Annotated in this window: 11 protein-coding genes; 5 read left to right on the top strand and 6 right to left on the bottom strand. The window is 74.0% G+C overall.

What is annotated here, in order from left to right:
* Positions 1 to 208 precede the first annotated feature (208 nt).
* A complete protein-coding gene (gene rsgA / locus UO65_RS32180) occupies positions 209 to 1,234 on the bottom strand; it encodes a ribosome small subunit-dependent GTPase A (RefSeq protein WP_035290561.1) in 1,026 nt (341 codons plus the stop codon).
* 1 nt (position 1,235) lies between these two features.
* Positions 1,236 to 2,507: a 3-phosphoshikimate 1-carboxyvinyltransferase gene (gene aroA, locus UO65_RS32175; protein ID WP_035290559.1), complete on the bottom strand. Its 1,272-nt coding sequence runs from the start codon at positions 2,505 to 2,507 to the stop codon at positions 1,236 to 1,238.
* Between the two features lie 102 nt (positions 2,508 to 2,609).
* Between aroA and UO65_RS32170 the strand changes: the two genes are divergently transcribed.
* The 3 genes from UO65_RS32170 (at position 2,610) to UO65_RS32160 (ending at position 4,929) form a co-directional block, all read left to right on the top strand.
* Positions 2,610 to 3,368, top strand: coding sequence for an SOS response-associated peptidase (locus tag UO65_RS32170; RefSeq protein WP_035290556.1), 759 nt, complete (start codon positions 2,610 to 2,612; stop codon positions 3,366 to 3,368).
* Positions 3,365 to 3,976 carry an alpha/beta hydrolase family protein gene (locus UO65_RS32165; RefSeq protein WP_035290553.1) on the top strand — a complete coding sequence of 204 codons (612 nt, stop codon included), beginning with the start codon at positions 3,365 to 3,367 and terminating at the stop codon, positions 3,974 to 3,976. Before UO65_RS32170 ends, UO65_RS32165 begins: the two co-directional genes overlap by 4 nt.
* A 122-nt stretch (positions 3,977 to 4,098) precedes the next feature.
* A complete protein-coding gene (locus UO65_RS32160; protein ID WP_035290551.1) occupies positions 4,099 to 4,929 on the top strand; it encodes a hypothetical protein in 831 nt (276 codons plus the stop codon).
* 113 nt (positions 4,930 to 5,042) lie between these two features.
* Here UO65_RS32160 and pruA read toward each other — a convergent pair whose 3' ends face one another.
* The 3 genes from pruA to UO65_RS32145 all read right to left on the bottom strand — a co-directional run bounded on the left by pruA (position 5,043) and on the right by UO65_RS32145 (position 8,706).
* On the bottom strand, positions 5,043 to 6,671 hold the full coding sequence (gene pruA, locus UO65_RS32155; RefSeq protein WP_035290549.1) for an L-glutamate gamma-semialdehyde dehydrogenase: 1,629 nt from the start codon (positions 6,669 to 6,671) through the stop codon (positions 5,043 to 5,045).
* A 104-nt stretch (positions 6,672 to 6,775) separates the two neighbouring features.
* On the bottom strand, positions 6,776 to 7,279 hold the full coding sequence (locus tag UO65_RS32150) for a DUF6912 family protein (RefSeq protein WP_035290564.1): 504 nt from the start codon (positions 7,277 to 7,279) through the stop codon (positions 6,776 to 6,778).
* A gap of 17 nt (positions 7,280 to 7,296) precedes the next feature.
* Positions 7,297 to 8,706 (bottom strand): WS/DGAT/MGAT family O-acyltransferase, encoded by a 1,410-nt coding sequence (locus UO65_RS32145; protein WP_035290546.1) that lies wholly within the window; start codon positions 8,704 to 8,706, stop codon positions 7,297 to 7,299.
* An 81-nt stretch (positions 8,707 to 8,787) separates the two neighbouring features.
* Here UO65_RS32145 and UO65_RS32140 point away from each other — a divergent pair, with 81 nt between their 5' ends.
* Positions 8,788 to 9,546 carry a TrmH family RNA methyltransferase gene (locus tag UO65_RS32140; RefSeq protein WP_035290543.1) on the top strand — a complete coding sequence of 253 codons (759 nt, stop codon included), beginning with the start codon at positions 8,788 to 8,790 and terminating at the stop codon, positions 9,544 to 9,546.
* 93 nt (positions 9,547 to 9,639) lie between these two features.
* On the opposite strand, the gene UO65_RS32135 is transcribed toward UO65_RS32140, so the two are convergent.
* A complete protein-coding gene (locus UO65_RS32135; protein WP_035290541.1) occupies positions 9,640 to 10,005 on the bottom strand; it encodes an HAD-IA family hydrolase in 366 nt (121 codons plus the stop codon).
* 88 nt (positions 10,006 to 10,093) lie between these two features.
* Here UO65_RS32135 and UO65_RS32130 point away from each other — a divergent pair, with 88 nt between their 5' ends.
* The gene (locus UO65_RS32130) at positions 10,094 to 10,558 is read left to right on the top strand and encodes an Rv3235 family protein (RefSeq protein ID WP_035290538.1); all 465 of its coding nucleotides are present in this window, start codon (positions 10,094 to 10,096) and stop codon (positions 10,556 to 10,558) included.
* Positions 10,559 to 10,773 lie beyond the last annotated feature (215 nt).

Genomic DNA, 10,773 nt, shown 5'->3' with positions numbered 1-10,773 from the left:
CCCCCACCCAAGCACATCCACCCACCCGGGCATTCGGTCACCGGGCCGGCGGTTGCGGGGGTGGCCGGCTTTCGCTGCGCCTCGGTGGGGTTTCGGGTGGCGGGCCGCCAGGGGCGGCGGTTGGTGAGGTGGTCGGCGGCTGCGCCCGGTGGGGTTCGGCGTGGCTGGTGGCCGCGCAGGCGGGATTCGGGTGGTGGGTGGGCAGGCCCTAGTCCGCGGCCGGGGCGGTGTCGTCCACGCCCGCCTTGGAGCCGAGCAGGCGGCGCAGCGAGGCGAGGCGGCCGGGGGTGGCGGTGCCGTCGGCGACGACCGTGTCGAGCGCGCAGTCCGGGTCGGCGGGCGGGCCGAGGTGCCCGCAGCCCGAGGGGCACTCCTCGGCTGCCTCGACGAACTCCTCGAACGCGGAGACGATGTCGTTCGGCTCGATGTGGGCCAGGCCGAACGAGCGGATGCCGGGCGTGTCCACGATCCAGCCGCCCCCGGGCAGCGGCAGGGCCACCGCCGAGGTGGAGGTGTGGCGGCCCTTGCCGACGCCGCTGACGACGCCGACGGCCCGGAAGGCGCTCGGCACCAGCCGGTTGACCAGGGTGGACTTGCCGACGCCGGAGTGGCCGACCATGGCCGAGACCTCGTCGCCGATCAGGGCGCGCAGTTCGGCGGGTTCCTCGTCGCGGCGGGTGATGACGACCGGGAGGTCCAGTTCGGCGTACTTGCCCAGCAGCTCCGCCGGGTCGGCGAGGTCGGCCTTGGTCAGGCACAGGGTCGGTTGCAGGCCGCCCGCGAACGCCGCCACCAGGCAGCGGTCGATGAAGCCGGTGCGCGGCGGCGGGTCGGCCAGGGCGCAGACGATCAGCAGCCGGGCAGCGTTGGCGACGACGACGCGCTCGAAGGGGTCGGTGTCGTCGGCGGTGCGGCGCAGGACGCTGGTGCGCTCGGCCACCCGCACGATCCGGGCCAGGGCGTCCGGGCCGCCGGAGGTGTCGCCGACGACGTCGACCCGGTCGCCGATGACCACCGGGGTGCGGCCCAGCTCGCGGGCCCGCATGGCGACCAGCAGCCGATCCTTGTCGCCATCGACCGCGCAGGTCCAGCGGCCCCGGTCCTTGCCGACGACCATGGCCGACAGGGCGTCGGCGTGCTCGGGGCGGCGCTTGCTGCGCGGTCGGGTGCCCCGGCCGGGGCGGACCCGGACGTCGGTCTCGTCGAGCCTGCTCCAGTCGCCGCGCCGGGACACCTCAGCCCCTCCCGCCGTCGAGCATGGCCGACCACATCGCGGGGAAGTCGGGCATGGTCTTGGCGGTGGTGGTGATGTCGTCGACGGTGACGCCGTCGACGACCAGGCCGACGATGGCACCCGCGGTGGCCATCCGGTGGTCGGCGTAGGCGTGCCACCGCCCCGCCCGCAGCGGGCGCGGGCGGATGAGCAGGCCGTCCTCGGTCTCCTCCGCGTCGCCGCCGAGGCCGTTGACCTCGGCGACCAGGGCGGCCAGCCGGTCGGTCTCGTGGCCGCGCAGGTGCGCGATGCCGCGCAGCCGCGACGGGCCGTCGGCCAGCGCGGCGAGCGCGGCCACGGTGGGGGTCAGCTCGCCGACGTCGTGCAGGTCGATGTCGACGCCGCCGAGCCGGCCCGGGCCGCGCACGGTGAGGCGGCCGTCGGTCAGGTCGACCTCGGCGCCCATCAGCTTGAGGATCTGCCGGATCTCGTCGCCGGGCTGGGTGGTGCGCGCGGGCCAGCCGGGGACGGTGACCTCCCCGCCGGTGACCGCGGCGGCGGCCAGGAACGGGGTGGCGTTGGACAGGTCGGGCTCCACGACCCAGTCGACCGGGGCGATCGGGCCGGGCTCGACCCGCCAGGTGTTCGGCTCGGAGTCGTCGACGGACACACCCGCGGTGCGCAGCATCTCCACGGTCATGTCGATGTGCGGCAGCGACGGCACCGGCTCGCCGTCGTGGTGCACGGTCAGCCCGTCGTCGTAGGCGGCGCCGGAGAGCAGCAGGCCGGAGACGAACTGGGAGGACGCCGAGGCGTCGATGGTGACCGCGCCGCCGGGCAGGTGACCGCGGCCGCGGATGGCGAACGGCAGCCCGGCACCGTCGACGTCGGCGCCCAGGGCGCGCAGCGCGTCGAGCACGGTGCCCATCGGCCGCTCCCTGGCCCTCGGGTCGCCGTCGAAGTCGACGCGGCCCTCGGCCAGCACGGCGACCGGGGGCACGAACCGCATGACCGTGCCCGCGAGCCCGCAGTCGACCAGGGCCGGGCCGGTCAGCGCGGTGTGGGCGCCGGTGCGCACGGTGGTGCCGTCGGAGTCCACCGGGACGCCGAGGGCGACCAGCGCGGCGATCATCAGGTCGGCGTCGCGGCTGCGCAGCGCCCCGGTGACGGTGCTCGGGCGACGGCTCAGCGCGGCCAGCACCAGGGCCCGGTTGGTGATCGACTTGGAGCCGGGGACGGCGACGGTGGCGTGCACGGGGGCCGGGGCGAGCGGCGCTGACCAGGACTGCGACATGCGCTGATCCTCCCGCACCCCGGCCACCACCGGGTGACCGGCTCGACCCGCCCCGGCGGGCGTGCCACGATTCGACGGGCCCCGATCGGATGGAGGACGACTGTGTGCGGCAGGTACGCGGCCTCGAAGGACCCGGCGGCGCTGGCGGCGGAGTTCGACGCCGTCGACGCCACCGGGGAGCCGGACCGGCGGCCGGACTACAACGTGGCGCCGACCAAGGACGTGGTCGCGGTGGTGCAGCGGCACCCGCGCGACGCCGAGGGCACCGTGGACGACAGCACCACCGAGCGCACCCTGCGGATCATGAAGTGGGGCCTGGTTCCGTCCTGGGCCAAGGACGCCTCCGGCGGCGCGAAGCTGATCAACGCCCGGTCCGAGACCGCGGCCGAGAAACCCTCGTTCAAGAAGTCGCTGGCCCAGCGCCGCTGCATCGTCCCCGCCGACGGCTGGTACGAGTGGCGCCGCGACGGCAAGGTCAAGCAGCCGTACTACACGACCGGCCCGGACGACGACAGCCTGGCCATGGCGGGCCTGTGGACGACCTGGCGGGACCGGACCGACCCCGACTCGGGGGTCCTCATCACCTTCGCGGTGCTGACCACGGCCGCCGTCGGCCCGCTCGCCGACCTGCACGACCGGATGCCGCTGCTGCTGCCCCGCGACCACTGGGACGGCTGGCTCGACCCGGACCGGGCGGAGGTGTCCGAACTGCTCGTGCCACCGACCCCCGAGCTGGTCGCGTCCCTGGAGATCCGGCCGGTGGCACCGGCGGTCAACAGCGTCCGCAACAATGGCGCCGACCTGCTGCGCCGCGTCGACCCCGGCGCCGGGGCGGGCGAACCGGCGCTGTTCGGCCCGTGACCACCCTGCAGGTCGACACCCCGCACGGCCCGGCCAGGGCCGAGCTGCACTGCGCCGCCGAGGGCCGCGCGGCGCTGCTGCTCGGGCACGGCGCGGGCGGCGGCATCAGCGCCCCCGACCTGGTCGCCGCCACCCACGGCGCCACCGGCGCCGGGGTGCACGTGGCCCTGGTCGAGCAGCCGTACCGGGTGGCCGGGCGGCGCGCCCCCGCCCCGGCCCGCCAGCTCGACGCGGCCTGGCTGGCGGTCGCGGCGGCCCTGGGCGAGCAGTGGTTCGCCGGGTTGCCGCTGCTGTTCGGCGGTCGGTCGTCCGGGGCCAGGGTCGCCTGCCGGACCTCGGTCGACGGCGAGGCGGTGGGGGTGCTGTGCCTGGCGTTCCCGGTGCACCCGCCGGGCAAGCCGGAGAAGACCCGGCAGCCGGAGCTGGACGCGGTGCCGGTCCCGACCCTGGTGGTGCAGGGCCTGGCGGACCCGTTCGGGCAGCCCGCCCCCGCACCGCACCGGGAGGTCGTGTCGCTGCCGGGTGACCACTCGCTCAAGCGCGAGTCCCCCGAGCTGTCGCGGGCGGTGGCCGGGTGGCTGGACCGCGTCCTGCGCCCGTTGGACTGAGGTCACACGGGTCGGCGGTCACGGACGGGACCGCTCCGGCGATTCCCCCGGAAACGGGCGCGACCGAACAGAACCGATCGGCGGTTCCGTGCGTCTACCCCGTGTACAAAGCGGACGAACACATGCTGAAGGGTTTCTCCATGGGCAAGACCAGGCTGATGGTCGCAGGGGCACTGCTGGCCACGCTGACCCTGACGGCGTGCAACGCGAAGGAGTCCGGCACCGCCACTCCCGCGGGCGCGTCGTCCTCCGACACCAAGCAGGGCAGCACCGGCTTCGACAGCCTCAAGTCCCTCGCCGCCGCGGTGAAGGACAAGAGCACCAACGCCAAGAGCGCCCACGTCACCATGACCGGCAGCGCGGGCGGCCAGACGATCGACGGCGAGGGCGACTTCAGCTTCGCGGGCGCGGACACGGCCATGCAGATGACCATGTCGACCCCCGGGGGCGACATGACCATGGTCTTCGTCGACAAGGCCATCTACATGAAGATGCCCACCGAACTGACCCCCGGAAAGCCCTGGGTCAAGTTCTCCGCGGGTGGCGACGACCCCTTGTCGCAGATGCTGGGCGACTCCCTGGACTCGATGACCGGCGCGGACCCGCGCGAAGCCCTCGCCAAGATGGTCGACGCGGGCGAGGTCACCAAGACCGAGAAGGCCGAGCTCAACGGCGAGCAGACCACCCACTACTCGATCACCGTCGACGTCGCCAAGCTCACCGCGGAGTCCGGCTACGACGAGGAGACCCGCAAGCAGATGCAGGCCGCGGGCATCAAGGAACTCCCGATGGAGGTCTGGGTCAACGGTGACGACCTCCCGGTCCGCATGATCACCAGCGTGCCGGTCGAGGGCGCGGGCGAGGTCAAGATGCAGGCGGACTACACCGACTGGGGCAAGGGCGTCACCATCGAGGCGCCGGACCCGTCGCAGGTCGGCACCCTGGGCGGCTGACCCCGGGTCGATCAGGGCCCCGCGGGACTTCGGTCCCGCGGGACTTCGGTCCCGCGGGGCCCTTCCACGTGGTGGGGCCGCGCCGGGTGGTGCACCCGGCGACCGCCGCCGGGTCAGCCCATGTGCGGGTAGCGGTGGTCGGTCGGGGGCACGAAGGTCTCCTTGATGGAGCGGGGGCTCACCCAGCGCTGGAGGTTGTGGATGGAGCCCGCCTTGTCGTTGGTGCCCGAGGCGCGGCCACCGCCGAAGGGCTGCTGGCCCACGACCGCCCCGGTGGGCTTGTCGTTGACGTAGAAGTTGCCCGCCGAGAAGCGCAGCGCCCGGTGGGCCTGCTCGATGGCGGCGCGGTCGGTGGCGAAGACCGCCCCGGTCAGCGCGTACGGCGACGAGGTGTCGACCAGTTCGAGGACCTTGGCGAAATCGGCGTCCTCGTAGACGTGCACGGCCAGGATGGGGCCGAAGTACTCGGTGGTGAAGACGTCCTGGAGGGGGTCGCTGCCGACCAGGACCGTGGGCTGGACGAAGTAGCCGGTGCTGTCGTCGGCGGTGCCGCCCGCGAGGACCTCCAGGGAGGTGTTGGCGGCAGCGGCTTGCAGGGCCTCCCGGTGCTTGGCGAACGCCCGGGCGTCGATGACCGCCCCGCCGAAGTGGGAGAAGTCGGTGACGTCGCCGTAGGAGAGGGAGGCGGTGACGTCGGCGAGGTGGTCGCGGACCCCGCCGTCCCAGAGGGAGCGGGGCAGGTAGGCGCGGGAGGCCGCCGAGCACTTCTGGCCCTGGTACTCGAAGGCGCCGCGGACCAGGCCGTTGACCAGGGCCGCCGGGTCGGCGGAGGGGTGGGCGACGACGAAGTCCTTGCCGCCCGTCTCACCGACGATGCGCGGGTAGGAGCGGTAGGTGTCGAGGTTGTCGCCGATGCGGCGCCACAGGTGCTTGAAGGTGCGGGTGGAGCCGGTGAAGTGCAGGCCTGCGAAGTCGGGGTCGGCCAGGGCGACCTCGCCGAGGGCGGCGCCGTCGCCGGTGACCATGTTGATCACGCCGGGGGGCAGGCCCGCGGCCTCCAGCAGGCGCATCGTGAAGTGGGCCGCCAACTGCTGGGTGGGCGAGGGCTTCCAGACCACCGTGTTGCCCATCAGGGCGGGGGCGGTGGGGAGGTTGCCCGCGATGGCGGTGAAGTTGAACGGGGTGATCGCGGTGACGAACCCGTCGAGCGGGCGGTGGTCGGTGCGGTTCCAGGTGCCGGGGGCCGACACCGGCTGCTCCTCGACGATCCGCCGGGCGAAGGCCACGTTGTACCGCCAGAAGTCGATCAGCTCGCAGGCGGCGTCGATCTCGGCCTGCTGCGCGGACTTGGACTGGCCCAGGATCGTCGCGGCGTTCAACGTGTCGCGCCACGGCCCGGCGAGCAGGTCGGCGGCGCGCAGCAGGACGGCGGCGCGCTCGTCGAAGGGCAGCGCGCGCCAGCCGGGGGCGGCCTGCTTGGCCGCGGTGACCGCGTCGGCCACGTCGGCGTGGGTGGCCTGGGCGGTGACGCCGAGGACGTGCCGGTGGTCGTGCGGTTGGACCACGTCCAGGCGGTCCCCGGCGGCCATCCGCCGCCGCCCGCCGATGGTCATGGTCAGCTCGGCCCGCTCCCCCTCCAGCTCCGCGATCCTGGCCGCCAGCGACTCGCGCGCGGGGCTGCCGGGGGCGTAGGTGCCGATCGGCTCGTTGATCGGGGTGGGCACGGACGTGACGGCGTCCATCGTGTGGCTCGCCTCCTGCTCTGGCTCGGCTGCCGGGTTTGTGACCCGCTTGCCGACATGGTGTCACGCCCCGGCGGGGTGGGCGCGCAACCATCCACAGGGCCTCAGAGCAGTTCGAGCAGGAAGGGCAGCTCCTGGGCGGCGTACCAGGCCAGGTCGTGGTCCTCGGCGTCGCCGAGGGTGAACTCGGCGTCGGGGTCGCCCAGGTCGGCGGCGTCGATGACGGCGGCGGCGGCGCGGACAGCGGGCTCGGCGTCCTCGGTGTCGAAGTGGACGGCGGCGACGGCCTTGAGCGGGACCGGGCCCGCCAGCTTCACCACCGAGTGGTCCAGGTCCGGGCGCAGCACGGCGCCGTCGACGTCGGCGGAGACCACGGCGCGGCGCATCAGGGTGTCGGGGTCGGCGTCCAGCTCGGCCTGCAGGAGGCGCAGCGAGGCGCGGGCGGCGTCGAGCATGGCGGCGTACTCCAGCTCCTCGTCGCCGCCGGTGGCGTAGGACTCGCGCAGGGCCGGGGTGAGCGCGAACGCGGTGCCGCCGATGGCGGCCAGTTCGCCCCCGTCGTTGAGCGTGCGCAGCATGGACACCGTCGCGGGCAGGTAGACCCTCAAGATCATCACGCTTTCCGTCAAGCTCGTGCTGTCGTCAGCAGTTCCTCGACGGACTCTTCCAGCATCCGGGCGAGCACGTCCACGTCGGACATGGCGCTGCGGTCGCCGGTGAGCCCGAAGTACACCCCGCCGTCGTAGGAGGTCACCCCGATGGCCAGGGCCTGGTGCTTGCTCAGGGGCATGACCGGGAACATCTCGGTCATCCGCGCGGTGCCCGCGTACAGCGGGATCTGCGGCCCCGGCACGTTGGTCACCACCAGGTTGAAGATCCGCTGCGAGAACGACGCCGCCGCCCGCGCGCCCAGCGAGTGCAGGGTGGGCGGGGCGAAGCCGCCGACCCGCAGCAGCGCCGAGGCGGCCACCGAGCGGACCGAGTCGTTGTGCGCGCGCAGGGCGTGGCTGACGTGGTGCAACCGGACGAACGGGTTGGGCTCCCCGACCGGCAGGTCGACCAACTGGGCGGTCACCTGGTTGCCGAGCATCCCCGGCACCGTGCCGTCGCCCACCTCGTCGCGCACCGCCAGCGGCACCAGCGCCCGCACCACCGTGGAGGAGGTGATCTGCTCGCCGCGGGAGAGCAGCCACGAGCGCAGCGCGCCCGTGACGACGGTGAGGACGACGTCGTTGACCGTGCCGCCGTGCAGGGCGCGGACACCGCGCAGGTCGGCCAGCCTGGTCCGGGCCACCGCGAACAGCCGGGCCTTGCCGACGGTGGCGTTGAGCGGGCCGGAGGGCGCGGGGCGGGCGGCGATGCCGATGGCCGACACCAGCGTCTCCACCGCCCCGGCCACCTTCTGCGTGGTGGCCACCGCGTCGGTCACCGCCGAGCGCACGTTCTCCACCAGCTCGCGCGGCCTGCGCACGGTCTCGAACACGGCGTCGAGCAGCAGCCGGGTGCCACCGGGCTCGCGGCGCGGCAGCCACGGCTCCTCGGCGTGCTCCTCCGGCGCCTGCGGCGCCGCGTCCAGGATGACCTGGCCGAAGTCGATCGTGCGGACCCCGTCGACCAGGGCCTGGTGGGTCTTGGTGACCAGCGCGACGTGCCCGCCCGCCAGCCCCTCCACCAGGTACATCTCCCACAGCGGCCGGTTCTGGTCCAGCGGGCGCGCCAGCAGCCGCCCGACCAGGTCGAACAACTGCTCGTCGCTGCCCGGGCGGGGCAGCGCGGAGCGGCGCACGTGGTAGGCGACGTCGAAGTCCGGGTCGTCCACCCACACCGGCCGGGCAAGGTGCCCCGGCACCCCGACGACCTTCTGCCGGTAGCGCGGCACCAGCGCCAGCCGCTGCTCGACCAGCGTCACGAGCTGCGCGTAGCTGAACCCGGACCGCGGGCGCCGGAACACCGCGACGCCGCCCACGTGCATCGGCGTCACCGGGTCCTCCAGGTAGAGGAACGACGCGTCGAGGGCGGACAGTCGGTCGGGCATGCCCTCGATCCTGGCACACCGGACCGCCGATCACGTGACACGTGACCGGTGCGTGGGCAGGGTCATGCCAGACTGCACGGCGTGTCGCAGGAGCCCTCCCCCAAAGACCGCTTCGTCACCGTCTACGGCCGCAAGCCGGTGCTGGAGGCGCTGGCCGACCCCCGGCTGTCGGTGGACAAGGTCGTGCTGGCCGACAACGCCCGCGGCGCCGCCGCCAGGGAGATCCTGGACGCGGCCCGCGACCGCGGGGTCCCGGTGCAGCGGGCGACCGCGCAGCGGGTGAAGGTGTTGGCGGGCAACGGCAAGCAGGACCAGGGCGTGCTGGCCGACGTGGTGGCCCCGCGGATGCGCAGGCTGGCCGACGCGCTGGCGGCGAAGTCGGCGCCCCGGTCGGTGCTGCTGCTCGACGGGGTGACCACCCCGGCGAACGTCGGGATGATCCTGCGCACGGCCACGGCGGCCGGGATCGGCGGCATCGTGGTGCCCCGGCGCGGGGTGGCCTCGATCGACCCGCTGGTGGTCAAGGCCTCGGCCGGGGTGGCGTTCACCGCGCCGGTGCTGCGCTGCCACACCGCTGAGGAGGCGGCCGCCGAGCTGCGCTCCGCCGGGTACCCGCTGTTCGCCATGGACGCCGGGGCGCGCAAGTCGGTGTTCGACGCGGAGATCCCGGAACGGGTGGCGTTCGTGCTGGGCAGCGAGACGGCCGGGGTGGGCGAGGGGGTGCGCCCGCACGTCAACCGGTGGGTGTCGATCCCGATGAGCGGCGGGGTGGAGTCGCTGAACGTGGCGAGCGCGGCGGCCGTGCTGTGCTTCGAACTCGTGCGCCGCTCGACCCGGTAGCCGCTCCGCCCGCCGACCCCGTCGACGGCTCAGCTCGCCGACAGCCCAGCCCGTCGGCGGCTCAGCTCATTGTCGGCTCAGCTCATTGTCGGCTCAGCCCAGCAACACCGCCAATTCCTCCACTGTGGACTCCACAGACCGGTGGTGCACGCCGGTCATGCCGACCGCGGCGGCACCCCGGACGTACTCCGCGACGTCGTCGACGAACACGCACCGCCGCGGCGCCACCCCGAGCCGGGCCGCGGCGATCCGGTAGACCTCCGGGTGCGGCTTGCCGGTGCCCACCTCACCGGAGGTGACCACGGCGTCGAACAGGTCCGGCAACCCGGCGGGCGCGCGGTCCGCATTGGACACGAGCGCGGTCCTGAGCCCCCGGGCCCTGGCGTCCGCCACCACCCGCGCCATCCCCGCGTCGGTGAACGTCCCGGCGTAGTCCACGAGCAGCGCCCCGTACTCCACGGCAACCCCTTTCAGGTGACATCGGTCCCTCCGCGCGGGCCCGCCCCCTCTGTCCGGCGACATCACCGGATTCGGGGAAGGAAACACCATGGTGCGCCTGAGCATCCTGCCGGAGTACGGCGAACCGGAGGAGCCGTGGTCCACACCCACGCCTGCGCCCGAGCGGGCGGTGGCCGCCCTGGCCCGCCCACCCCACGGCCCACCCGCCCGCGACGAACCCGGACCCGACCGGGACACCCTGCGCAGGCTGCTGACCGTGCTGCTGGAGGTCTTCGACGGGAAGCGGCACCCCGAGCAGCTACGCGGGGCGGTCGTCGGCCCGGTCTACGAGGCCCTGCTGACCCGGTGGCGAGCGGCCGGGCGGCAGCGGCACCGACTGGTGTCGCTGCACACCTGCCGGGTCGCGCCGGGGGCGATCGAGCTGAGCGCGTCGGTGCGGGTGGTGGTGCCGGGGCGGGCGCAGTGGCGGGTGCGGGCGGTCGCCGGGCGGATGGAGGCGGTGGACGGGCAGTGGCGGTGCGTGGCGCTGCGGGTGCTGCTGCCCGCGCGATGAGCTGATCGGCCGCTGGGGTTCTTGGTCGGGGTGCGCGTGATCTGCTTCGGGGTTTGTTGTGGGTGCGCTCGGCGGGGTGGATGTGCTTGGCAGCGCCTGTCTTTGAGCCCGAGGTTTCGGTGGGGTGCGCCTAGGTGGGGGGATGCTCGGCTGCGCCTAGGTCCTGCAAAGCCCGGGTTTTGGTGGGTGGTGCCCGGCTGGGTGGATGTGTTTGG

It is taken from the genome of Actinokineospora spheciospongiae, from assembly GCF_000564855.1.
Classification (GTDB): Bacteria; Actinomycetota; Actinomycetes; order Mycobacteriales; family Pseudonocardiaceae; genus Actinokineospora; species Actinokineospora spheciospongiae.
This window is presented reverse-complemented; position numbering and strand designations above follow the sequence as displayed.

What these genes read in the sequence shown, in the direction of transcription:
- aroA (WP_035290559.1), bottom strand. Translation starts at nt 2,507, where the DNA reads ATGTCGCAGTCCTGGTCAGCGCCGCTCGCCCCGGCCCCCGTGCACGCC.
- pruA (WP_035290549.1), bottom strand. Translation starts at nt 6,671, where the DNA reads ATGGACGCCGTCACGTCCGTGCCCACCCCGATCAACGAGCCGATCGGC.
- UO65_RS32145 (WP_035290546.1), bottom strand. Translation starts at nt 8,706, where the DNA reads ATGCCCGACCGACTGTCCGCCCTCGACGCGTCGTTCCTCTACCTGGAG.
- UO65_RS32160 (WP_035290551.1), top strand. Translation starts at nt 4,099, where the DNA reads ATGCTGAAGGGTTTCTCCATGGGCAAGACCAGGCTGATGGTCGCAGGG.
- UO65_RS32130 (WP_035290538.1), top strand. Translation starts at nt 10,094, where the DNA reads ATGGTGCGCCTGAGCATCCTGCCGGAGTACGGCGAACCGGAGGAGCCG.